The sequence below is a fragment of the Streptomyces sp. NPDC046727 genome (assembly GCF_040645635.1).
Taxonomy (GTDB): Bacteria; Actinomycetota; Actinomycetes; order Streptomycetales; family Streptomycetaceae; genus Streptomyces.
The window spans coordinates 41,945-63,192 of sequence record NZ_JBEYYR010000007.1; the positions used below are offsets into that span (position 1 = coordinate 41,945).

General features: G+C 73.4%; 22 protein-coding genes. 12 read left to right on the forward strand and 10 right to left on the reverse strand.

From position 1 onward, the window contains the following. The first annotated feature begins 39 nt into the window (after nt 1–39). From ABZ937_RS10640 to ABZ937_RS10650, 3 genes are read left to right on the forward strand one after another with little or no spacing between them, the layout of a single operon-like run. Entirely contained in the window at nt 40–1,194 is a 1,155-nt protein-coding gene (locus ABZ937_RS10640) for a lipid-transfer protein (protein ID WP_361688705.1), read from the forward strand. A 5-nt stretch (nt 1,195–1,199) separates the two neighbouring features. Continuing rightward, nucleotides 1,200–1,607 carry an OB-fold domain-containing protein gene (locus tag ABZ937_RS10645; RefSeq protein ID WP_361688708.1) on the forward strand — a complete coding sequence of 136 codons (408 nt, stop codon included), beginning with the start codon at nt 1,200–1,202 and terminating at the stop codon, nt 1,605–1,607. Beyond that, on the forward strand, nt 1,604–2,377 hold the full coding sequence (locus ABZ937_RS10650) for an enoyl-CoA hydratase/isomerase family protein (protein ID WP_361688711.1): 774 nt from the start codon (nt 1,604–1,606) through the stop codon (nt 2,375–2,377). The genes ABZ937_RS10645 and ABZ937_RS10650 overlap by 4 nt, the downstream gene beginning before the upstream one ends. Here the strand turns inward: ABZ937_RS10650 and ABZ937_RS10655 are convergent, their stop codons facing one another. From ABZ937_RS10655 to ABZ937_RS10665, 3 genes are all read right to left on the reverse strand, one after another. Beyond that, nucleotides 2,378–2,929, reverse strand: a complete 552-nt coding sequence (locus ABZ937_RS10655) for a hypothetical protein (RefSeq protein ID WP_361688714.1) — start codon at nt 2,927–2,929, stop codon at nt 2,378–2,380. Nucleotides 2,930–3,063: 134 nt separating this feature from the next. Next, entirely contained in the window at nt 3,064–5,430 is a 2,367-nt protein-coding gene (locus ABZ937_RS10660; RefSeq protein ID WP_361688717.1) for a PQQ-binding-like beta-propeller repeat protein, read from the reverse strand. A gap of 179 nt (nt 5,431–5,609) precedes the next feature. Continuing rightward, nucleotides 5,610–6,344 carry a VOC family protein gene (locus tag ABZ937_RS10665; RefSeq protein ID WP_361688720.1) on the reverse strand — a complete coding sequence of 245 codons (735 nt, stop codon included), beginning with the start codon at nt 6,342–6,344 and terminating at the stop codon, nt 5,610–5,612. Between the two features lie 134 nt (nt 6,345–6,478). On the opposite strand from ABZ937_RS10665, the gene ABZ937_RS10670 reads away from it, so the two are divergent. Continuing rightward, on the forward strand, nt 6,479–7,114 hold the full coding sequence (locus ABZ937_RS10670) for a TetR family transcriptional regulator (protein ID WP_361689442.1): 636 nt from the start codon (nt 6,479–6,481) through the stop codon (nt 7,112–7,114). A gap of 73 nt (nt 7,115–7,187) precedes the next feature. Here ABZ937_RS10670 and ABZ937_RS10675 read toward each other — a convergent pair whose 3' ends face one another. Beyond that, entirely contained in the window at nt 7,188–7,640 is a 453-nt protein-coding gene (locus ABZ937_RS10675) for an Lrp/AsnC family transcriptional regulator (RefSeq protein ID WP_361688723.1), read from the reverse strand. A gap of 82 nt (nt 7,641–7,722) precedes the next feature. Here ABZ937_RS10675 and ABZ937_RS10680 point away from each other — a divergent pair, with 82 nt between their 5' ends. Then, nucleotides 7,723–8,340, forward strand: coding sequence for a LysE family translocator (locus tag ABZ937_RS10680; RefSeq protein WP_361688726.1), 618 nt, complete (start codon nt 7,723–7,725; stop codon nt 8,338–8,340). A 242-nt stretch (nt 8,341–8,582) separates the two neighbouring features. Here ABZ937_RS10680 and ABZ937_RS10685 read toward each other — a convergent pair whose 3' ends face one another. Both ABZ937_RS10685 and ABZ937_RS10690 read right to left on the reverse strand, forming a co-directional pair. Continuing rightward, complete coding sequence (locus tag ABZ937_RS10685) at nt 8,583–9,062, reverse strand: nitroreductase family deazaflavin-dependent oxidoreductase (RefSeq protein ID WP_361688729.1); 480 nt, start codon at nt 9,060–9,062, stop codon at nt 8,583–8,585. Then, the gene (locus tag ABZ937_RS10690) at nt 9,062–10,246 is read right to left on the reverse strand and encodes an acyl-CoA dehydrogenase family protein (protein WP_361688732.1); all 1,185 of its coding nucleotides are present in this window, start codon (nt 10,244–10,246) and stop codon (nt 9,062–9,064) included. The genes ABZ937_RS10685 and ABZ937_RS10690 overlap by 1 nt, the downstream gene beginning before the upstream one ends. Nucleotides 10,247–10,321: 75 nt before the next feature. On the opposite strand from ABZ937_RS10690, the gene ABZ937_RS10695 reads away from it, so the two are divergent. The 3 genes from ABZ937_RS10695 to ABZ937_RS10705 all read left to right on the forward strand — a co-directional run bounded on the left by ABZ937_RS10695 (nt 10,322) and on the right by ABZ937_RS10705 (nt 12,795). Next, on the forward strand, nt 10,322–11,494 hold the full coding sequence (locus ABZ937_RS10695; RefSeq protein WP_361688735.1) for an acetyl-CoA acetyltransferase: 1,173 nt from the start codon (nt 10,322–10,324) through the stop codon (nt 11,492–11,494). Between the two features lie 28 nt (nt 11,495–11,522). Next, nucleotides 11,523–12,191, forward strand: coding sequence for a pyridoxal 5'-phosphate synthase (locus tag ABZ937_RS10700; protein WP_361688738.1), 669 nt, complete (start codon nt 11,523–11,525; stop codon nt 12,189–12,191). A gap of 97 nt (nt 12,192–12,288) precedes the next feature. Next, the gene (locus ABZ937_RS10705; protein WP_361688741.1) at nt 12,289–12,795 is read left to right on the forward strand and encodes a carboxymuconolactone decarboxylase family protein; all 507 of its coding nucleotides are present in this window, start codon (nt 12,289–12,291) and stop codon (nt 12,793–12,795) included. Here the strand turns inward: ABZ937_RS10705 and ABZ937_RS10710 are convergent. Next, a complete protein-coding gene (locus ABZ937_RS10710; RefSeq protein ID WP_361688744.1) occupies nt 12,776–13,177 on the reverse strand; it encodes a Zn-ribbon domain-containing OB-fold protein in 402 nt (133 codons plus the stop codon). The genes ABZ937_RS10705 and ABZ937_RS10710 overlap by 20 nt on opposite strands. After that, a complete protein-coding gene (locus ABZ937_RS10715; RefSeq protein WP_361688747.1) occupies nt 13,177–13,626 on the reverse strand; it encodes a DoxX family membrane protein in 450 nt (149 codons plus the stop codon). Before ABZ937_RS10715 ends, ABZ937_RS10710 begins: the two co-directional genes overlap by 1 nt. A gap of 145 nt (nt 13,627–13,771) precedes the next feature. Here ABZ937_RS10715 and ABZ937_RS10720 point away from each other — a divergent pair, with 145 nt between their 5' ends. The 4 genes from ABZ937_RS10720 (at nt 13,772) to ABZ937_RS10735 (ending at nt 18,663) form a co-directional block, all read left to right on the forward strand. Next, a complete protein-coding gene (locus tag ABZ937_RS10720) occupies nt 13,772–14,959 on the forward strand; it encodes an NAD(P)/FAD-dependent oxidoreductase (RefSeq protein ID WP_361688750.1) in 1,188 nt (395 codons plus the stop codon). A gap of 89 nt (nt 14,960–15,048) precedes the next feature. Continuing rightward, on the forward strand, nt 15,049–17,268 hold the full coding sequence (locus tag ABZ937_RS10725) for an acetate--CoA ligase family protein (protein WP_361688753.1): 2,220 nt from the start codon (nt 15,049–15,051) through the stop codon (nt 17,266–17,268). Next, on the forward strand, nt 17,265–18,050 hold the full coding sequence (locus ABZ937_RS10730; RefSeq protein WP_361688756.1) for an enoyl-CoA hydratase-related protein: 786 nt from the start codon (nt 17,265–17,267) through the stop codon (nt 18,048–18,050). The genes ABZ937_RS10725 and ABZ937_RS10730 overlap by 4 nt, the downstream gene beginning before the upstream one ends. A gap of 19 nt (nt 18,051–18,069) precedes the next feature. Continuing rightward, nucleotides 18,070–18,663: a flavin reductase family protein gene (locus tag ABZ937_RS10735; RefSeq protein ID WP_361688759.1), complete on the forward strand. Its 594-nt coding sequence runs from the start codon at nt 18,070–18,072 to the stop codon at nt 18,661–18,663. Between the two features lie 4 nt (nt 18,664–18,667). Here ABZ937_RS10735 and ABZ937_RS10740 read toward each other — a convergent pair whose 3' ends face one another. Both ABZ937_RS10740 and ABZ937_RS10745 read right to left on the reverse strand, forming a co-directional pair. Next, nucleotides 18,668–19,780, reverse strand: coding sequence for a class I SAM-dependent methyltransferase (locus tag ABZ937_RS10740; RefSeq protein ID WP_361688762.1), 1,113 nt, complete (start codon nt 19,778–19,780; stop codon nt 18,668–18,670). Between the two features lie 98 nt (nt 19,781–19,878). Further along, nucleotides 19,879–21,189 (reverse strand): MFS transporter, encoded by a 1,311-nt coding sequence (locus tag ABZ937_RS10745; protein WP_361688765.1) that lies wholly within the window; start codon nt 21,187–21,189, stop codon nt 19,879–19,881. Between the last annotated feature and the right edge of the window lie 59 nt (nt 21,190–21,248).

A 21,248-nucleotide genomic window follows, 5' to 3' on the forward strand; every position in this document is an offset into this window, starting at 1 on the left:
GCTGTAATCTGACGACCTGTCAGGAGAGGGGGCAGCACCATGGCAGGATCGGGGATCACGGACGCCGCCGCCATCGTCGGGATCGGTCAGACCGATTTCGCCAGACAGCTCGCCGAGGACGAGAAGACGCTGGCCTGCCGGGCCGTGCTCGCCGCGCTCGACGACGCGGGGATCGCGCCCGGCGAGGTCGACGCCCTCGCCTCCTACACCATGGAGGAGACCGACGAGGTCGAGCTGGCGAAGGCCGTCGGGTTCGGGGATCTGACCTTCTTCAGCAAGGTGGGATACGGCGGAGGCGGCTCGTGCGCCACCGTCGCGCACCTCGCCGCCGCCATCGCGTCCGGGCAGGCTTCCGTGGGGGTCGCGTGGCGGTCGCGGAAGCGGGGCAGCGGGCCCCGGCCGTGGACCAGTACCGCCGTGCAGCTGCCGACTCCGGCGCAGTGGACCCGGCCGTTCGGGCTGCTCCGGCCCGCCGACGAGATCGCCATGCTGGCCCGGCGGTACATGCACGAGTACGGCGTCACCCGGGATCACCTCTTCAACGTCGCCCTCGCCTGCCGGAACCGGGCCAACCAGAATCCGGCGGCGATCATGTACGAACGGCCGCTGACCCGCGAGATGTACATGACCTCCCGGTGGATCAGCGAGCCGCTGTGCCTCTACGACAACTGTCTGGAGACGGACGGGGCCCTCGCCTGTGTGGTCGTCGGCAAGGAGCGGGCCCGGGACTGCGCCAGGAAACCCGTGTACGTCCACTCCGCCGCGCAGGGGCTGCCCGCCCAGCACCACGGCATGGTCAACTACTGGAACGACGACCCCCTCACCGGCCCCGCCTGGACCGCCGCCCGGCATCTGTGGAAGCACGCGGACTTCACGCCGGAGGATGTGGACGTCGCGCAGATCTACGACGCCTTCACCGCCCTGATCCCGCTCTCCCTGGAGGGCTACGGCTTCTGCGCGCGGGGAGAAGGGGGCGCCTTCACCGAGCAGGGCGCCCTGGAGATCGGCGGCCGGCTGCCGGTCAACACCGGCGGGGGCGGGCTCAGCGAGGCTTACGTGCACGGCTTCAACCTCGTCAACGAGGGGGTCAAGCAGCTGCGCGGGACCAGTACCGCGCAGGTCCCCGGCGCCTCCACCTGCCTGGTCACCGCCGGTGAAGGCGTGCCCACCTCCGCCCTTCTGCTGAGGAGCTGACCGTCATGCTGAGTCCCGTCACCGATCCCGACGGCGCGCCCTTCTGGGAGTACGCGGCCCGCGGCGAGCTGCGCGTCCAGGCGTGCGGCGACTGCGGGGAGTTCCGCTTCCCGCCCCGGCCCTGCTGCCCGCACTGCCAGTCGTTCGCGAGCGAGTGGCGTCCGGTGTCGGGGCGCGGGCGGGTGTGGTCGTACGTCGTGCCGCATCCGCCGCTGCTGCCCGACTACGCGGAGCAGGCCCCGTACAACGTGGTCGTCGTGGAGCTGGAGGAAGCTCCGCGGATACGGCTCGTGGGGAACGTGGTCGCGCGGGTCGGGGCGTCGCTGGGCTCCCTCGATCCGGCGCGCCTCAGGATCGGCGCGCGGGTGCAGGCCGTGTTCTCCGGCGGGCTGCCGCAGTGGGTGCTCGCGTGAGCACCGTCCGCCTCGACGTCGACAAGGGCACGGGGGTCGCCGTCGTCACGCTGGACCGGCCCGAGCGGCTCAACGCCATCGACCTCGCCATGGTCCGGGAACTGGCCGACGTCTGGCGGGCGTTGCGGTTCGACGACTCGGTGCGGGCCGTCGTGCTCACCGGGAGCGGGGAGCGGGCGTTCTGCACGGGGATCGACCGGGACGCCGTCGTACCGCAACCCTCCTCGCCGTACATGCAGGACGATCCGCTGCTGGATGTCGGCCCGAAGGCGAACGATCTGTGGAAGCCGGTCGTCGGGGCGGTGGAGGGGATGGCCTGCGGGGGCGCCTTCTATCTGCTCGGGGAGTGCGACTTCCTCATCGCCGGCGCGGGCGCCACCTTCTTCGACCCGCACACCACCTACGGCATGGTCAGCGCCTACGAGTCGATGCTGATGGCGCAGCGCATGCCGTACGGGGAGGTCGCGCGGATGGTGCTCATGGGCGGCGCCGAGCGGCTCTCGGCGCGGCGGGCGTACGAGATCGGTCTGGTCTGCGAACTCACCGAGTCCGGCGGGGCGTCGGCGGCGGCGACGGAGTGCGCCGCGGTGATCGCCGGGTGTCCGGCGGAGGCCGTGCAGGGGACGGTGCGGGCGCTGTGGGCGGCCCGGGAGGCCGCTCTGGCGCAGGCGTTCGCGCAGGCCCCGCATCTGATCTCGCTGGGGAATCTGCCGGGCGCGCGGCAGGCGGAGCTGTTCGCCGCCCGCCGCGCGGGGTTCAGGACGCGGTGATCACCAGTTGTAGGAGGCGACCGGGTCCAGGTCGCAGTGGTCGACCTGCGGGGCGCTCTCCTTGGCGTTGTCCACCGGCACCTGGATGGTCTTCGTGCCGCTCGCGGGCACGGTGACCTCCTCGATGGTGCCGTTGACCGTCATGTCGTCCGCGTCCTCGAAGACGATGTGGACGTCGAAGCTGCTCTCGGCGGCGTTCGGGTTGGTGACCTCGATGGTCGCGTAGGGCTTCTTCACCGTCGCGCAGCTCACCAGCCGGGCCGTGCCGTCCTGATGCTCGGAGGGGGTCGATCCGCCGGACGAGCCGCCGCCGGAGGTGTCGTAGTCGTCATCGTCGTCGTAGTCGTCGTAGTCGTGGTGCGTGCCGGAGCCGTAGCCGCCGCCCGACGTCGTGGTCGAGGAGCTGTCGTGGTCCTGGCTGGAGCTGCTGCAGCCGCCCCCGCCGCCGTGGCCGCTGCTGTGACCGTGGCCGCGGCCCTTGAAGCCGGTCAGCGCCAGGACGACCAGGACCGATACCGCCGTGAGTCTGAGCATGTGTCCCCGTCGATGCATGCCCAGCACCCTAGGGGATGCCTGTCACGGTCATGCCACTGCGTGGCGACCGCCGGGTACCCGGCGTAGCGTCAGCCGTGGACGGCCGCCGTCCGAGGCCCTTCCGTGTAACCGGTGCGACGGCCGTCACGCACTCACGAGGTCCGTGCCGTGCCCGTGCCCTTCTCCGCGTCCAGCGCGTACACGCACCGGTCCTTGCTGCACGCGTACACCACGCCGTCCTTGACCACCGGGGAGCCGGTGATCTCGCCGCCCGTGGCGAGCTTCCAGCGCAGCCGGCCGTCGTCCGCCTTGAGGGTGTAGAGGAGATGGTCGGTGGAGCCGAAGTGGATACGGCCCTCCGCCACGGCGGGCGCGCCCACGACGTCGCCGCCCGCCTGGAAGCGCCACTTGGGCGTGCCGGTGACCGCGTCCAGGGTGTACAGGCCCTTGCCGCTGCCGACGTGCACGTGCCCGGCGGCGACGAGGACCGGCTCGACGGAGGAGCGCGCCTCGGTGGCGATGCGCCAGCGGTCGCGGCCGTCGGCGGCGTCGAGGGCGTAGACCGTGCCGAGGTAGTCGGCGAGGTAGATGCCGCCGCCGGTGACGGCCGGGCCCGGGGCGAAGGCTGGCGGGCACAGGAAGACCGCCGGGGCCTCGAAGTGCCAGCGGACCATGCCGCTGACCGCCTCGACGGCGAGGACGCGGGTGCCGGCGGAGACGTAGACACAACCGTCGTCGGCCGGGGTGAGGCGGACCGGGACGCCGCCGCAGGAGGCCGCATCGCCGATGGGGTACGACCAGCGCTCCTCGCCGGTGCGGGCCTCGAGGGCGCGCAGCCGGGCGTCCTGCCAGACGTAGACCGTGCCGTCGTGGACGACCGGGCCGGCCTCGGGGGACTCGAAGTCGGTCTGGCAGCCGGTGATCTCCCACAGCTTCTGCCCGCTCACGGCCTCCCATGCCTGGACGCCGCCGCCGCGGGTGCCGGTGACGACCGTGCCGCGGTCGGCCTTGAGGGAGTACACCCAGGCGTCCGTGGACAGCCGCCACAGGTCGGTGCCCTCGCGGGCGTCCAGGGCGAACAGGGTGGGGCCGTCGGAGGCGTGGATACGGCCGTCCGCCACCGCCATCGACCAGGCGACGTCCCGCGTCTTGAAGCGGCGGCGGCCGGTGCCGACGTCCAGGGCGTGCACCTCGAAGGAGGTGACGTAGACGAGGTCGCCGTCGACGGAGGGGGTGCCCCACACGTCGTTGGACATGCGGAACCGCCAGGGGCGCCAGCCCGCCGCCGTCTCCGGGGGCGGGGGCGGCACCGGCGGTACGGCGGGGTCGGCGCCGGCGACTCCGGTGCGCGGGCGGGACCAGCTGGCGACCAGGCCGGCCTCGGGCGGGGGTGCCTTGACGGCGGCGGCGCGGGCGTCGGCGACCCGGGGGCCGGGGCCGATCGGCACCTGGGCGCCGGCCAGCCGGACCGGGCCGGTGTCGGGCGCGCCGACCGGGACGGGGACGGGCGCGGACGGGTGGGCCGGGGGGACCGGCGGGTCGTACGGCGGGGGCGGGGGCACCGCCTGCCGGCCGCCGCTGCGCGGGCCGCCGGTCGTGACCGGGGCGGGCTTGGCGGCGGGGCGTCCGCCGCGGCGGGACTCGATGAGGCCGACGGCCTTCTCGGGCAGCCAGGCGGAGGCGGTGCCGCTGTCGTCGGAGCCGGAGCCGAAGAGATGGGGGGCGAGCTGGGCCTGGAGGTCGGCCGGGCTGGGCCGGCCGGGGGCCTCCATCTGCATGCAGGCCTCGATCAACGGGCGCAGCTCGTCCGGGAGGCCGGTGAGGTCCGGGCCCTCGCGCAGCAGCATGAAGACGGTCTCGACCGGGTTGGCGCCGTGGAAGGGCGGGTGGCCGGTGGCCGCGAAGACGAGGGTGGAGCCGAGGGAGAAGACGTCGCTGGCGCCGGTGACGCTGCGGGAGTCCTTGGCCTGCTCGGGGGACATGTAGGCGGGGGTGCCGACGGCGACGTTGGTCATCGTCAGCCGGGTGTTGGAGACGCCGGAGGCGATACCGAAGTCGATCACCCGGGGGCCGTCCTCGACCACGAGCACGTTGGAGGGCTTCAGGTCGCGGTGGACCAGGCCCGCGCCGTGGATGGACTGCAGGGCCTCCGCCACGCCCGCCGCGAGCCAGCGCACGGCCTGCGCCGGGAGCGGTCCGCACTCGTTCACTATCTCTTCCAGCGAGGGCGCCGGGACGTAGGCGGTGGCCAGCCACGGCACGGCGGCGCGCGGGTCGGCGTCGACCACGGCCGCGGTGTAGAAGCCGGAGACCGCGCGGGCCGCCTCCACCTCGCGGGTGAAGCGGACCCGGAAGAGCTGGTCCTCGGCGAGTTCGGTGCGCACCGTCTTGATCGCCACGCGCCGGCCGGACGCCGAGCGCGCGAGATAGACCAGCCCCATGCCGCCGGCTCCCAGCCGGCCCAGCACCTCGAACGGCCCGATCCGCCGCGGATCGTGCTGCGTCAGCTGATCCACCACTTGCCTGCCACCTCCCCGTACGAGCCGCGTCACTTTCCCTGTGTACGCGGCCGAAGTGCAGCGTCTCACCACCGCACCGCCATGGCGGCACGCACCCCGATTCTTCCTGGCCGGGCGGCTGGTTGCGAACCCGGTGACAATCGGGGTGTCTCATACTGAAACGCCCTAAAACGGACGTATCACCGCTGCAGCAGTGCGAACGACGCCCCTTGATTGTCGATGACGACGGCCACTCGTCCGTACGACGTCTCAAAAGGTGGCGCCTGTACCCGCCCGCCGAGCCGCTGTACGGCACCGAGGGCGTCGTCCAGGGCGGCGACCCGGAAGTGGGTGAGGAAGTGCGGGGGCATCTCGGCCGGGAACACCTCGGTGATCTCGGCGCGGCCGAAGTCGGGCTCGGCGTCCGAGCCGAACAGGGCGTCGTGGAAGAGGCCGCCGTAGAAGGCGTTGGCCGCGGCGGTGTCCCGCGTGTACAGCTGGGCCCAGACGAAGGTGTTCGGCTCGTGCCGCCGGCCGAAGCCGGGGTGGGTGCCGGCCTGCCACAGGCCGAAGACGGCGCCGTCGGGGTCGGTGGCCAGGGCGGCGATGCCGAGGTCGCCCACCGGGAACGGGGCCATGACCACCCGCCCGCCGGCCGCCGTGATCCGCCGGCCGAGGGCCTCGGCGTCCGAGGTCGCGAAGGAGACCGTCCAGACGGTGGGCATGCGGCCGTCCGTCTTGGGGGCCAGCGAGGCGACCCGGTCGCCGGCCAGCCGGGCCCACACGGAGGAGCCGTACGCCTCCTCGAAGGTCCACCCGAAAAGCTCACCGTAGAACCGCTTGCCCGCCTCGACGTCGGGCAGCTGGGCGTCCACCCAGCAGGGGACGCCCTCCTGGTACGTCTCTTCGTTCGCGGATGCCCTGTTTTCGGCCATGCCGTCAAAGTAACCGTGCCGCGCACACCCCGCAGACCAGGCACACCATCCCCGATACCCCCGCGCACCCCATTTGCAGTCGGCCGAATCGCGCTCCGATCACCCCTCGGTAAGCTGACGGCATGACAGGACAAGTGCGTACCGTCGACGGCCGCGTGGCCGGCCGGCGTGGGCAGGCGACCCGGCAGAAGCTGCTCGACTGCCTCAGCGAGATGCTCAGCTCCTCCCCCTACCGGGACGTCAAGGTCATCGATGTCGCCCGGAAGGCGGGCACGTCGCCCGCGACCTTCTATCAGTACTTCCCGGACGTCGAAGGTGCCGTCCTGGAGATCGCCGAGCAGATGGCGGCCGAGGGCGCGGGACTGACCGAACTCCTCGAAGGACGCACCTGGGCCGGCAAGTCGGGCTGGCAGACGGCACAGGAACTCGTCGACGGATTCCTGGAGTTCTGGCGCAGGAACGACGCGATCCTGCGGGTCGTCGACCTGGGCGCGGCCGAGGGGGACAAACGGTTCTACAAGATCCGCATGAAGATCCTGAACTCGGTCAACAACTCCCTCGCGGACTCGATCGCGGAACTGCAGGCCAAGGGCCGGGTCGACAAGGACGTGAACCCGGCGGCGGTGGCCGGTTCGCTGGTCGCGATGCTCGCGGCGGTGGCGGCGCACCAGAAGGGCTTCCAGTCCTGGGGCGTGAAGCAGGCCGAACTCAAGCCGAATCTCGCACTGTTGGTGCATCTGGGCGTGACCGGCAGGAAGCCGGCGAAGTAGCCCCCTACCCCTTGTCAGGGTTCAAGTCCTGTCTGTCAGGCGGTGGTTCACCCGGTGAGCCACCGCCTGCCGTCTACGCGGGCAGCGGCCGGTCCCGCACCACGTGCTTCATCACCAGCGTCGACGTCAGCCGCTGCACTCCCGGCAGGGTCGCCAGCCGCTCGTCGTACAGCCGCTGGAAGGCGGCGAGGTCGGCGGTGGCCACCCGGAGCAGATAGTCCGGCTCCCCGAACAGCCGCTGCGCGTCCAGTACATGATCCAGTTCGCTGACCGCCCGCTCGAACTCGGCGACCGTGTCCCGGTCCTCCTGGCGCATGGACACGAAGACCAGCGCCTCGAAGTTCAGGCCGAGCGACGCCGGATCCACCACCGCGCGGTAGCCCTGGATGGCGCCGGACCGCTCCAGCTCGCGCAGCCGGCGGTGGCAGGGCGAGACGCTGAGCCGCACCCGGGCGGCCAGCTCCGTCACGGTCAGCCGCCCGTCCTGTTGCAGCTCGGCAAGGATTTTCCGGTCCATGTCGTCCATGAAGAAGATATTTGCTCAGAATATATGATCATGGGCAAATTCCGGGAACACTTTCGGGCCAATCGCGCCTAATGTCCCCAGCATGGACTCGGGACTGCTCTTCTCCTTCCTCGCGGTGGACCTGCTGCTGGTGTGCGTACCGGGCGCCGACTGGGCGTACGTCATCGCGACCGCCCTGCGCGGCAGCCGGGTACCGCGCGCGGTGGCGGGCCTGGTCTGCGGCTACGCCCTGCACACGGCCCTGGCGACGGCGGGCCTCGCGGTGCTGGTGGCGGGCTCGCCCGGGCTGCTCACAGCCCTCACCGTGGCGGGCGCGGGCTATCTGCTGTGGCTGGGCTGGGGCGTCCTGCGCCGCCCGGTGGTCCCGGAGGCGGACGGCACGGCGGCGGGCGACGGCCGGCTGTTCCTGCGGGGCGCCACGATCAGCGGCCTGAACCCCAAGGGGCTGCTCCTCTACCTCTCCGTGCTGCCCCAGTTCCTCACCCTCCGGGGCACCCACCTGCCGGTGCCCGCGCAGACGGCGGCGCTCGGCCTGCTGCACATGGCGTGCTGCGCGGCCGTCTACCTCACCGTCGGCACGTTGTCGCGTGCGCTGCTGGCCGCGAGGCCGGCCGCGGCTCGGGCGGTGACGCGTACGTCGGGGGCGGCGATGCTGGGAATCGGCGCGTTCTTGCTGGTGGAGCGGCTGGCGACGCTCTAGGCCCTGTCGTTTGGATCATCCCGGCGTCGCGGGGCCTGGCACGCACATCTGCGGCGTTGTCGTCGGTTGCCAACTCCCCCACGCTCGGCTGCGCTCGCGCGGGGGGACCACCATCGCGTTGGCGCCCTCCTCCGCCTTGCAGCTGCACGCACCAGACCCCGCTCGGGTCGGCCAGAAGGCGCCGCACCTCACGGCCGGCCTGATCCAAACGACAGGACCTAGTTCCACCGGAGGCGGGCGCGCTACCGGCGCGTCAGCCGGAAGAGGCGGATCTCCCGTGTCACCCGCGCCTGGTAGGTGGCGTACGGCGGCCAGAACGCCAGCAGCGCCTGCCAGGCGGCGGCTCGCTCCTCCCCGGTGAGCAGCCGGGCGGTGACCGCGATGTCCCGCCCCTTCCAGTTCACCGAGGCCTCCGGGCGGGCGAGCAGGTTGTGGGTCCAGGCCGGGTGGCCGGTGCGGCCGAAGTTGGAGCCGACGAGGATCCAGCTGTGGCCGCCTTCCTCCGGCATGCAGGCCAGCGGCGTCCGGCGGGGCAGGCCGCTCCTCGCTCCCGTCGAGGTGAGGATCACCCCTGGCAGCATCCGCGCGCTGAGCAGCACGCGCCCCCGGGTGAGCCGGTGCACGCCCCGGTCGAGGGCCGGGATGACATGCGGGGCGATCTTCGCGAACGTCCGGGTGGAGGACACCTTCTGCACGAGCCGCACGCCCAGGGTCGCGCCCATCAGACGGCCACCTCCCCGCCCTCGAACAGTCCCGCCGTCCGGGCGGCCCGGTCCCGCAGCCGGTGCACGGGCCCGAACAGCAGCTCGTCCCCGGCCGCCCGCTTGAAGTACAGGTGGGCGTCGTGCTCCCAGGTGAACCCGATCCCGCCGTGCAGCTGGATCGCCTCACCGGCGGCGCGGCGGAGGGCCTCAAGGCCCTGGGCGAGCGCGAGACCGCCGGCGCACTCGCCATGGCCGGTGGCCCAGGCGGCGTAGTACGCGGCCGACCGCGCCGCCTGCACCCCCACGTACACGTCCGCCAGCCGGTGCTTCACGGCCTGGAAGGATCCGATGGGCCGCCCGAACTGCACCCGCTGCCCGGCGTACTCCACGGTCCGCTCCAGCACCCGGTCGGCCGCCCCCACGGCCTCGGCGGCGAGCACGGCGGCGACGGCGTCCCCGGCCCCGGCGAACGCGGACAGCACGTCCGCGTCCTCGGTGCCCAGCAACTCCGCCCGTACGTCCCGCAGTTGCACGCGCCCCTGCGGCCGGGTGGCGTCCAGGGCGGTCTGCCGTACCCGTACGAGCCCCGCCGCGTCGCCCGGCACCAGGAACAGCAGCGTCCGCGAGCGGGCGAAGCCGCCGGTGTGCGCGGCGACGAGCAGCATCCCCGCGCTGTGCCCGTCCAGCACCTGGTCGACCTCGCCGTACAGCCGCCAGCCGCCCTCCACGCGCCGCGCCTGCACCCCGCCGGCCCGTCCGCCGCCGGCGCTGTACCCGCCGTTGTGCCCGGTCAGGGTGAGGGCGGTGGCGAGGGCGGGCCCGGCGACGGCGAGGGCGGCGGTGAGGGTGCCGGCGGCGATGCGCGGCAGCAGCTCGGCGCGCTGGGCGCCGGTGCCGAGGGCGAGGATCAGCGGGGCGGCGAGGACGGCGGTGGCGAGCAGGGGTGAGGGCGCGAGGAACCGGCCCGTCTCCTCGCCGGCGAGGGCCAGCTCGGTGACCGAGCAGCCGACCCCGCCGTACGCCTCCGGGAGGGCGAGGCCGGGCAGCCCGAGCCGGTCGGCCAGGGCGGGCCACAGGAGTGGGTCGTACCCGGCGGGTGTGCCGGCGGCGGCCCGCAGCTCGGCCGGACCGCAGCGCTTGCGCAGCAGCTCGCGCAGGGTCCGGCGGATCTCGTCCTGCTCGGCGGTGAGGCGCGTGTCCATGCCCTTCCCTCCCCATCTGACGGGGCGTCATATTAGGAGGGCCGGAGCGAGATGCCCAGAGGGAGGAGCCCTCGCATGAGTCGCGGGAGCAGGAAAGTCGCCGTGGTCGGCGTGGCCCTGTCCGACTGCGGGCGGGTGGACGGGGCGACGCCGTACGCCCTGCACGCCCAGGCCGCCCGCCGGGCCCTCGCCGACGCGGGCCTGGACCGGGCGGTGGTCGACGGCTTCGCCTCCGCCGGCCTCGGCACGCTGGCCCCGGTGGAGGTGGCCGAGTACCTGGGCCTGCGCCCGACCTGGGTGGACTCCACCTCGGTCGGCGGCTCGACCTGGGAGGTCATGGCGGCGCACGCGGCGGACGCGATAGCGGCGGGGCACGCGAACGCCGTCCTGCTGGTGTACGGCTCTACGGCGCGGGCGGACATCAGGGCGGGCCGCAGGACGGGGAACCTGTCCTTCGGCGCCCGCGGGCCCCTCCAGTTCGAGGTGCCGTACGGCCACACGCTGATCGCCAAGTACGCGATGGCAGCCCGCCGGCACATGATCGAGTACGGCACGACGATCGAGCAGCTGGCACAGGTGGCGGTCCAGGCGCGGGCGAACGCGGCCCTGAACCCGGAGGCGATGTTCCGGGCCCCGATCACCGTCGACGACGTGCTGTCCGGCCCGCCGATCGCCGACCCGTTCACCAAGCTGCACTGCTGCCTGCGTTCGGACGGCGGCGCGGCGGTGCTGCTGGCGGCCGAGGAGTACGTACGGGACTGCCGTACGTCCCCCGTCTGGATCCTCGGCACCGGCGAGCACGTCTCGCACGCGGCCATGTCCGAGTGGGAGGACTTCACGGTCTCCCCGGCGGCGGTCAGCGGCCGGCTGGCCTTCGGGCGGGCCGGCGTGACCCCGGCCGACATCGACTTCGCGGAGATCTACGACGCCTTCACGTACATGACCCTGGTGACCCTGGAGGACCTGGGCTTCTGCGGCAAGGGCGAGGGCGGGGCGTTCGTGGAGAAGGGCCGGCTGCTGGTGCGGGGCGGGGAGCTGCCGGTGAACACGGACGGCGGCGGCCTGTCGGCCCAGCATCCGGGGATGCGGGGGCTGTTCCTTCTGGTGGAGGCGGTACGGCAGCTGCGGGGGGAGGCCGGGCAGCGGCAGGTGCGGGCGCGGGACGGGGGGTTGCCGCGACTCGGGGTCGCCTCGGGGACGGGCGGCTGGTTCTGCTCCGCGGGCACGGTGGTGTTGGGTCGGGACTGAGAGCGGGGCCGGCGGTGATACTCGGCCCATGGCACAGCACGATCTTCACGAGTTGCTCCGGTCGCAGCGGGTCTGGGACTCCCGGGTCACCCAGCTGCCACCGTTCGATCCGGACACGGCGCCGCCCACGCCCCTGGCCCTGTTCACCAACTGGTTCGCCGAGGCGGTGGCGGCGGGGCAGCCGGAGCCGCACACCATGTCGCTGGCGACCGTGGACGAGGAGGGGAGGCCGGACGTACGGATCGTGATGCTGCACGGCGCCGACGCCGACGGCTGGTCCTTCGCCACGCACGCCACCAGCCGCAAGGGCCGCGCGCTGAGCGCCCGGCCGTACGCGGCCCTCGCCTTCTACTGGCCGGTGCTGGGCCGCCAGGTGCGGGTACGGGGGCCGGTCGGGTCGGCGCCCTCCGAGGAGAGCCAGGCCGATCTGCACGCGCGGTCCACCGGCGCGCTGGCCGCCGCGCTGACCGGGCGGCAGAGCGAGGAGCTGGCGTCGGTGGCGGAGCTGCGGCGGGCCTCGGAGGCGGCCTGGGAGCGGGCCCGGGCGAACCCCGAGGAGCCGTCGCCGACCTGGACCCTGTACCGGGTGCGCCCTCGGACCGTGGAGTTCTTCCAGGGGGACGCGGAGCGGCGGCATGTGCGCCTGGAGTACCGGAGCACGGAGTTCGGCTGGAGCAAGGCGCTGCTGTGGCCGTGAGGGATTTCCTTCGTCCGCCGGTCACGTTCCTCCGTCGCCGTCCGTCAGTGCGGTGAAAGCAACTCACGAGCGATGACCGAGCACTGAGGAGACGGCGATGGAAACGCGTTCGATCACGGCGGAGATCCCGATGGCCCCGCGGATGTCCGAGGACCCCGCCGAACTGGTCCCCGAGCTGGCGGAGGTGTCGGCGGCGCTGTTCAAGGTCACCGGCAACGGTTCGGTGCCGCGCTCCACGATCAGCCTGGTGCAGCTGCGGGCCGGTCAGATCGTCGGCAGCACCTACCTGACCGTGCTGCACACGGGTTTCCTGCGCAAGGCCGGGGAGTCGGAGGAGCGGATCACGTCGGTGGCGTCGTGGCAGGACTCGCCGTACTTCACCGCGGCCGAGCGTGCCGCGCTGGCGCTCGTGGAGGCCGTGCTGCGGCCGTCCACGGCCGGCGAGCGGGTCTCCGACGAGCTGTACGCGCTGGCGGCCGAGCACTACGAGGGCAAGGCGCTGGCCACGCTGATGTTCGCGATCGGCCAGGTCAACTTCTTCGTCCCGGTGGCGCTCATCGCCAAGCCGGTGCCCGGCCGGTCGTTCAACGCGCCCTGGAAGTGAACACCGGGATTCCGTCCCGGAAGGTCACCTCCAGCGGCATTCCGGCGCGCACGGTGCCGTCCGGGCAGTCCACCAGTTCCGTCATCATGCGGGGCCCCTCGGCCAGGTCGACCACCGCGGCCCGGTAGGGGGTGCGGTCGGTGAACGGGGGGAGGTCGTTGCGGTGGACCGTGGACCACGTGTAGAGCGTGGCCCGGCCGCTCGCCTCCTCCCAGGTCACCTCCTCGCTCCAGCAGTGCGGGCAGAACTCACGGGGGTAGTGGTGGGCCCGGCCGCAGGCCCCGCAGCGGCGGATCAGCAGGCGCCCCCGGGCCGCCGCCGCCCAGTAGGGGCGGGTGAGGGCGTCGGGTTCCGGGACGTCGTGGCGCGGCGCGGCGTCCATCAGAACCACCCCAGCCACGCGTCGAGCGACCAGGTCTGCCAGGCCATGCCGAAGAAGCCGACCAGGGAGATCAGCGCCATCATCGAGTTCTGGCCCTGCTCCGCCCAGTCGTGGATCATGAGGACGAAGTAGATCGCGTTGAGGAGCAGGCCGGCCACGAGCGCGATCGGGGTCAGGAAGCCGAGGACCAGGCCGAGCCCCAGGGACAGTTCGGCGTAGGCCACGACGTACGCCATCAGCTTCGGGTGGGGCCTGACCACCGTGTCGAAGCCCGACCGCACCGCCGTCCAGCGGTGTTCCGCCGCCACGTCCGCGGCCCAGGCGATGCCGCTCCCGCCCTCGAACCAGGCCTTCTTGTCCTTGTGCCGCCAGCTCTCCAGCCACCACAGGCCGAGGCCGATGCGCAGCACCGCCAGCCACTGGGCGCCGTCCATCGCTATCGCATCCATGGATCTGACGGTACGTCAGATATCGGGCGAAGCCCACCCGTGCTTCACCGCCGGCGCACTCTTTCCGTACACCCGTGATCAATCCGCAACCAATTCCGGTCTTGACCGAGACCCATCAACCGGGTGTGTGATTACGCTCCCGCTCATGGCCGTCTCCCGTCCCACTCCCGTACACCTCTCGCCGACCCCCGCGGACCGCCCGGTCTATGTGATCGGCGCCGGTCCGGGCGGCCTCGCCGCCGCCCACGCGCTGCGGGCGCGGGGCATACGGGCCGTGGTCCTGGAGAAGTCGGACCAGGTGGGCGCCTCCTGGCGCGGGCACTACGACCGGCTGCACCTGCACACCACCCGCCGGCTGTCCGCGCTGCCGGGCCTCCGCATGCCCCGGAGGTTCGGGCGCTGGGTGGCCCGGGACAACGTGGTGCGCTACCTGGAGAAGTACGCCGAGCACCATGAGCTGGAGATCGTCACCGGGGTGGAGGTGCACCGCGTCGAGCGGGCCGGGGACGGCACCGGGTGGCTGCTGCACGCCTCCGGCGGCCGGGAGCTGACCGGCAGCGCGGTGGTCGTCGCCACCGGCTTCAACCACACCCCGCGTCTGCCCGACTGGCCGGGCCGGGAGGGGTACGGCGGTGAGCTGCTGCACGCGGGCGACTACCGCAACGCCGAGCCGTACCGGGGCCGTGACGTGCTCGTCGTCGGGATCGGCAACACCGGCGCGGAGATCGCCGTGGACCTGGTGGAGGGCGGGGCCGCGCGGGTGCGACTGGCGGTGCGCACACCGCCGCACATCCTGCGCCGGTCGACCCTCGGCTGGGCCGCCCAGTACACGGGGGTGCTGGTGCGGCGGCTGCCGGTGGGACTCGTGGACCGGCTCGCCGGGCCGGTGGGCCGGCTCAGCACCCCGGACCTGTCCGCGCACGGGCTGCCGCGGCCGGACTCCGGCCTGTACAGCAGGGTGCAGCAGGGCGCGATCCCGGTGCAGGACGTCGGCCTGATCGACGCCGTGCGCACGGGGAAGGTGGAGATCGTGGCCGCCGTGGAGGCGTTCGAGGACGGCAAGGTGGCCCTCGCCGACGGCGGCCGGATCTCGCCCGACGCGGTGATCGCGGCGACCGGGTACGTCCGTGCGCTGGAGGGGCTCGTCGGGCATCTCGGGGTGCTGGACGGGCGCGGCAGACCGGTGGTGCACGGCGGCCGGACGCCCGCGCAGGCGCCCGGCCTGTACTTCACCGGGTTCACCAATCCCATCAGCGGGATGTTCCGGGAGCTGGCGATCGACGCGGGGAAGATCGCCCAGGCCGTGGCCCGGGGAATTCGCACCCATCGGTAACTTTGTCGTTCCGACCCGTTCCTGACGTTCCGTCAGTTCAGTAATCTGACAGAGCGTCAGTTGCTGTCTCACGGGAGGCGGGCGAAGCGATGCTCGGATCGACCCACGGCACCCTCACCACCGACGCCCGCCGGGCCCGGGTCATCGCCTGCGGCGAGCAGCGGCCCGGTCCCGCCGTCCACGACCGGGTGGCGGACCTCGACGTCAGCGGGCGCCCGCTGCACGCGGCCGTACCGGACCTGACCCGCTTCTTCCGGCCGGAGTCCGTCGCCGTGATCGGCGCCTCCGACACCGAGGGGCGGCCGGGCACCGGGATCACCCGGCAGCTGCTGGACTGGGCCGGGCGGGTCGGGGCGCGGGTGCATCCGGTGCACCCCACCCGCCCCTCGGTGTTCGGCCTGCCCTGCGCGGCCTCCGTCACCGCGCTGCCCGAGCAGGTCGATCTGGCCGTGCTGCTGGTGGCCGACCCGCTGCCGCTGATCGGGGAACTCGCCGAGGCGAAGGTGAAGTTCGCGGTCGCCTTCGCGTCCGGGTTCGCGGAGACCGGGGAGGCGGGCGCCGAGGCCCAGGAGCGGCTGGCCGAGGCGGTACGGCGCTCGGGGCTGCGGCTGCTGGGCCCGAACACCAACCTCAACGCCTTCGAACGCTTCCGGGACGACCTGTCCGGACCGGCCATCGCGCTGATCACGCAGTCCGGGCACCAGGGCCGGCCCGTCTTCGCCCTCCAGGAACTGGGCATCCGGCTGTCGCACTGGGCGCCCACCGGCAACGAGGCCGACCTGGAGACCGCCGACTTCCTCTCCTGGTTCGCCGAACAGCCCGAGGTCGGCGCCGTCGCCTGCTACGTGGAGGGCCTCAAGGACGGCCGCGCCTTCCTGCTGGCCGCCGACCGCGCCGCCCGCCGCAAGGTGCCGGTGGTCGCCGTGAAGGTGGGCCGGACCGAGGCCGGCGCCCGGACGGCCGCCTCGCACACCGGCAAGCTCACCGGCGCCGACGACGTGGTGGACGCGGCCATGCGGCAGTACGGCGTGATCCGCGTCGACGCCCTGGACGAACTCCAGGACACCGCCGCCCTGCTGGCGCGCGCCAGGGCCCCCCTGGCCGAGGGGGTGGTCGTCTACTCCATCTCGGGCGGCACGGGCGCGCATGTCGCCGACCTGGCCACCGGGGCGGGACTGCGGCTGCCGGAGCTGTCGCCGGACAAGCAGGCCGAGCTGCACCAGTGGATACCGGAGTACCTGAACGTGGCCAACCCGGTGGACAACGGCGGCCACCCGGTGGGCGACCGGCGCGGCCGGAAGATCATCGACGCGATCCTGGCCGACCCCGGGGTGGGCGCCCTGATCTGCCCGGTCACCGGCCCCTTCCCGCCGCTCAGCGACCGGCTCGTACGCGACCTGGTCGAGGCGGCGGAGGAGACGGACAAGCTGGTGTGCGTGGTGTGGGGCTCACCGGCCGGCACGGAGCCGGCGTACCGCGAGGTCCTGCTCGGCTCGTCCCGCGTGGCCACCTTCCGCACGGTCGGCAACTGTCTGAGCGCCGTCCGCGCCTGGCTGGACCACCACCGCTTCGTGACCGGCTACCGCTCCCCCTTCGACGAGGCCCCGCGCACCCCGTCCCCCTCCTTCCGCAAGGCCGAGGCCCTGATGCGGCCGGGCCGGCAGCTCAGCGAGCACGCGGCCAAGCAGCTGCTGCGGGCGTACGGCATCCGGGTGCCGCGCGAGCAGCTGGTGACCAGCGCGGCGGCGGCCGTCCGGGCGGCCGGGCAGGTGGGCTACCCGGTGGTGATGAAGGCGTCCGGCGCGCAGATCGCCCACAAGACCGAGCTGGGCCTGGTGAAGATCGGGCTGACCTCGGCGAGCCAGGTCCGGGACACGTACCGGGAGCTGACCGACATCGCCCGCTACGAGGGCGTCGGGCTGGACGGCGTCCTGGTATGCCAGATGGTCGAGCAGGGCGTGGAGATGGTGGTCGGCGTCACCCATGACGATCTCTTCGGCCCGACGGTGACGGTCGGACTCGGCGGGGTCCTGGTGGAGGTGCTGCACGACGCCGCGGTCCGTGTCCCGCCCTTCGGCGAGGACCAGGCCCGCGCCATGCTCACCGAACTCCGCGGCCGGGCCCTGCTGGACGGGGTCCGGGGCCGCCCGCCGGCGGACGTGGACGCGCTGGTGGAGGTGGTGCTGCGGGTGCAGCGCATGTCCCTGGAACTGGGCTCGCAGATCGCCGAGCTGGACATCAACCCGCTGCTGGTGCTGCCGAGGGGGCAGGGCGCGGTGGCCCTCGACGCGCTGGTGGTGTGCCGATGAGCGAGATCCGGCATGAGATCGGCGACCGGGTCCTGCGGGTGACCCTGGACCGTCCCGAGTCCCTGAACGCGCTGACCCCGGCCATGCGCGACCACCTCGTCGACCTGCTGACGGAGGCCTCCGCGGACCCGGACGTCCGGGCGGTGCTCCTCACGGGCACCGGCCGGGGCTTCTGCGCGGGAGCGGACCTGCGGGGCGGGGCCGGCTCCGGCGACCGGGTGCCCGGTGACGTGGCCCGGGTGCTGCGCCTGGGCGCACAGCGCCTGATCGCGGCCGTACTTGACTGCGAGAAGCCGGTCCTGGCCGCGGTGAACGGCACGGCGGCCGGTCTCGGCGCCCACCTCGCCCTCGCCTGCGACCTGGTCCTGGCCGCCGAATCCGCCCGCTTCATCGAGGTGTTCGTCCGCCGCGGCCTGGTCCCGGACGCCGCCGGTGCCTATCTGCTCCCCCGCCTGACCGGTCTTCAGCGGGCCAAGGAACTGCTGTTCTTCGGCGACGCGCTGCCGGCACCGGAGGCGGAACGGCTGGGCCTGGTCAACCGGGTCGTCCCCGATGCCGAACTCGACAGGACGGCCCGCGCGTGGGCCCTCCGCCTGGCCTCCGCCCCGACCAGAGCCCTCGCCCTGACCAAGAACCTGCTGAACACCTCCCTCGACACCGACCGCGCCGCCGCCTTCGCCGCGGAGGCCTGGGCCCAGGAGATCAACATGACGACCGAGGACGCCCGGGAGGGCCTGCGGGCGTTCGCGGAACGCAGGGACCCGGATTTCCGGGGCCGATGACGGGGAGGATGAGACCGTGATGGGACACGCGGGTGCGGCGGCCGCCGCCGTTCGGTATCTGGGGACCAGGGCCGTGGATCCGCTGCCACGGCCGGAGTTGCGGTGTGTCCGGGAGGATGAGCCGGCGCCGGTGGGGCAGGCGGACTTCCGGCGGGTGCTGGGGAGCTTCGCGACCGGCGTCACGGTGATCACCGCGCCGGCCGCCGACGGAGAGCCCGGTCCCGCCGGGTTCGCCTGTCAGTCCTTCTCCTCCCTCTCCCTCGAACCGCCCCTCGTCTGCTTCATGGTGGGCCGTACGTCCACGACCTGGCCGCGCATCGCCCGCGCCGGCGTCTTCTGCGTCAACGTGCTCAGCGCCGGCCAGGAGGAGCTGTGCCGGGCCTTCGCGGTGAGCGGCGCGGACAAGTTCGCGGGGGTGGACCACGACGCCGCGCCCGTCTCCGGATCGCCACGGCTCGCCGGCGCCGCCGCCTGGATCGACTGCACCGTCCACGCCGTGCACACCGGGGGCGACCACCTCATCGTCGTGGGCCGGGTGGACGCCCTCGGTGCGGACGGGCCGCAGGAACCGCTGCTGTTCCATCGGGGGCGGTTCGGCCGGCCGGCCGGGTGAGCCGTCAGCGCGGGGCCAGGCGCCACAGGGACGTGGTCTCCGCCGCGCGGGCCGCGTGGAGCGGGTCGGCCGGGTCGGTCGCCCGTGGGTGGCGGGGGCGGGTGTCCGTGCGGCCGGTGATCCGCAGGCCCGCCGCCCCGATCGCCGTCAGCAGGGCGGCCCTGGTCCGCAGGCCCAGGTGTTCGGCCAGGTCGGAGAGGATCAGCCAGCCTTCGCCGGCCGGCTCCAGATGGTCCGGGAGACCCGACAGGAAGGCGTGCAGCATCCTGCCGCCGGGGTCGTACACGCCCTGCTCCAGCGTGGAGGCGGGGCGGCCCGGGAGCCACGGCGGGTTGCAGACGACCAGGGAGGCCCGGCCGGGCGGGAAGAGGTCCGGGCCGGTGATCGTGATCCGGTCGGCCAGGCTCAGGCTGCGCACGGTGTCCCGGGCGCAGGCGCGGGCCCGGGCGCTGATGTCCGTCCCCACCACGCGGCGCACTCCGCGCCGGGCCAGCACCGCCGCGAGGACGCCGGTCCCGGTGCCCAGGTCGAAGGCCGTGGCGTCGCCGGGGAGCGGTGTCCGTGCCACCAGGTCGACGTACTCGCCCCGTACGGGGGTGAAGACGCCGTAGTGCGGGTGGATGCGGGCGCCGCCCAGGGCGGGGACCGTGACGCCCCTCTCGCGCCACTGGTGGGCGCCCAGGACGCCCAGCAGCTCGCGGAGGGGGACCAGGAGCGGGCCGGTGGGCGGGCCGTAGGCGGCTGTGCAGGCGGCGCGGACGTCCGGGGCGCGGCGCAGCCGCAGGGTGTGGTCCGGGTCCAGCAGGACGACGAGCCTGCCGAGCACCCGGGCGCGGTGTGCGCGGAAGCGGTGGTGGAGGCGGAAGGTCTCGGCGGGGGTGGCGGCCGGCGCGGGTGCCTTGCGGTCGATACGGCGTTCCAGGGCGCGCAGCAGCTGGCGGGCGCCCTGGTAGTCGCCCCGCCACAGCAGCCCGGTGCCTTCGCAGGCGAGCCGGTGGGCCGTGGCGGCGCGGACGCGGTCGTCGGCGACGGCCAGGCGGCGGGGTGCGGGCAGTCCGCTCTCAGAGTGCCAGGGGGCGGGCAGGGGGAAGTTCGTGGTCCGGTCGGTCGTCGACACGGTGGTCTCCTCGGGGTGATCCGTCGTGGGCGGGCACGAGGAGCACGTCGAAGAGGACCAGGCCGAGTGTCATGAACTTCCCTTTCCGCGGTGGTGGTTCAGGATACGGCGGGGGCGAGGGCGGCCGGGCCGGTGCGCCGGATGACCAGGGACATCAGGGCCGCCGCCGCGCACAGCGTGCCGGAGGCGTACCAGACGACGTCGTACGACCCGAAGACGTCCCGGGCGACGCCGCCGAGGTAGGCGACGAGGGCCGCGCCGACCTGGTGGGCGGCGAGCACCCAGCCGAAGACGATCGCGCTGTCCTCGCCGTACTGCCGGCGGCACAGGGCCAGGGTGGGCGGGACGGTGGCGACCCAGTCGAGGCCGTAGAAGACGATGAAGAAGATCATCGGCGGGTGGACGGCGGGGCCCAGCAGCATCGGCAGGAAGAGCAGGGAGAGGCCGCGCAGGGCGTAGTAGACGGCGAGCAGCCGGCGCGGTTCGAAGCGGTCGGTGAACCAGCCGGAGGCGATCGTGCCGACGACGTCGAACACGCCGATCACCGCGAGCAGCGAGGCCGCCGTCGTCACGGGCATGCCGTGGTCGTGCTCGGCGGGCACGAAGTGGGTCTGGACCAGGCCGTTCGTGGAGGCGCCGCAGATCGCGAAGGTGCCGGCGAGCAGCCAGAAGGTGCCCGAGCGGACGGAGGACGACAGGACGGTCAGCGTGCGGCGGGCGGCGCCGGTGACCGGGGGCGGCTTGGGTACGAACTCGGCGGCGCCGTACGGCTTCACGCCCACGTCCGCCGGGTGGTCGCGCAGCAGGAGCCAGACGAAGGGGACCACGGCCAGCGCGGCCAGGGCGACCGTGACCGCCGCGGGACGCCAGTGGTGGTGCTCGACGATCCAGGACAGCAGCGGCAGGAAGATCAGCTGGCCGGAGGCGGAGGCCGCGGTGAGGATGCCGCTGACCAGGCCGCGCCGCTCGGTGAACCAGCGGTTGGTGACCGTCGCGGCGAAGGCCAGCGCCATGGAACCGGTGCCCAGCCCCACCAGCAGACCCCAGCACAGCAGCAGCTGCCAGGCCGCCGTCATCCACACGGTCAGGCCGGAGCCGAGCGCGATCACGGTGAGCGCGACGGCGACCACCCGGCGGATGCCGAAGCGGTCCATCAGCGCGGCGGCGAAGGGCGCGGTCAGGCCGTAGAGCGCGAGGTTGATGGAGACGGCCGCGCCGATCGTGCCCCGCGACCAGCCGAAGTCCTGGTGCAGCGGGTCGATGAGCAGTCCGGGCAGGGAACGGAAGGCCGCCGCGCCGGTGATCGTCACGAAGGTGACGGCGGCGACGAACCAGGCACGGTGCACGCGCCCGCCGCGCCGGGCGGGCGGGGCCTGATCGGGGGCTGGGGCGGGTCTTGTCTGAGTCACGTCACCCACCTTCCGTTGTGCGCCCCCGCGCATCGAGTGGCCCGGGGGACAGCCTTCGC

Excerpts from the sequence above, each read along its gene's own strand:
- ABZ937_RS10640 (WP_361688705.1), top strand. The coding sequence starts at position 40 with ATGGCAGGATCGGGGATCACGGACGCCGCCGCCATCGTCGGGATCGGT.
- ABZ937_RS10645 (WP_361688708.1), top strand. The coding sequence starts at position 1,200 with ATGCTGAGTCCCGTCACCGATCCCGACGGCGCGCCCTTCTGGGAGTAC.
- ABZ937_RS10655 (WP_361688714.1), bottom strand. The coding sequence starts at position 2,929 with ATGCATCGACGGGGACACATGCTCAGACTCACGGCGGTATCGGTCCTG.
- ABZ937_RS10665 (WP_361688720.1), bottom strand. The coding sequence starts at position 6,344 with ATGGCCGAAAACAGGGCATCCGCGAACGAAGAGACGTACCAGGAGGGC.
- ABZ937_RS10675 (WP_361688723.1), bottom strand. The coding sequence starts at position 7,640 with ATGGACGACATGGACCGGAAAATCCTTGCCGAGCTGCAACAGGACGGG.
- ABZ937_RS10680 (WP_361688726.1), top strand. The coding sequence starts at position 7,723 with ATGGACTCGGGACTGCTCTTCTCCTTCCTCGCGGTGGACCTGCTGCTG.
- ABZ937_RS10685 (WP_361688729.1), bottom strand. The coding sequence starts at position 9,062 with ATGGGCGCGACCCTGGGCGTGCGGCTCGTGCAGAAGGTGTCCTCCACC.
- ABZ937_RS10690 (WP_361688732.1), bottom strand. The coding sequence starts at position 10,246 with ATGGACACGCGCCTCACCGCCGAGCAGGACGAGATCCGCCGGACCCTG.
- ABZ937_RS10695 (WP_361688735.1), top strand. The coding sequence starts at position 10,322 with ATGAGTCGCGGGAGCAGGAAAGTCGCCGTGGTCGGCGTGGCCCTGTCC.
- ABZ937_RS10700 (WP_361688738.1), top strand. The coding sequence starts at position 11,523 with ATGGCACAGCACGATCTTCACGAGTTGCTCCGGTCGCAGCGGGTCTGG.
- ABZ937_RS10705 (WP_361688741.1), top strand. The coding sequence starts at position 12,289 with ATGGAAACGCGTTCGATCACGGCGGAGATCCCGATGGCCCCGCGGATG.
- ABZ937_RS10710 (WP_361688744.1), bottom strand. The coding sequence starts at position 13,177 with ATGGACGCCGCGCCGCGCCACGACGTCCCGGAACCCGACGCCCTCACC.
- ABZ937_RS10715 (WP_361688747.1), bottom strand. The coding sequence starts at position 13,626 with ATGGATGCGATAGCGATGGACGGCGCCCAGTGGCTGGCGGTGCTGCGC.
- ABZ937_RS10720 (WP_361688750.1), top strand. The coding sequence starts at position 13,772 with ATGGCCGTCTCCCGTCCCACTCCCGTACACCTCTCGCCGACCCCCGCG.
- ABZ937_RS10725 (WP_361688753.1), top strand. The coding sequence starts at position 15,049 with ATGCTCGGATCGACCCACGGCACCCTCACCACCGACGCCCGCCGGGCC.
- ABZ937_RS10730 (WP_361688756.1), top strand. The coding sequence starts at position 17,265 with ATGAGCGAGATCCGGCATGAGATCGGCGACCGGGTCCTGCGGGTGACC.
- ABZ937_RS10735 (WP_361688759.1), top strand. The coding sequence starts at position 18,070 with ATGGGACACGCGGGTGCGGCGGCCGCCGCCGTTCGGTATCTGGGGACC.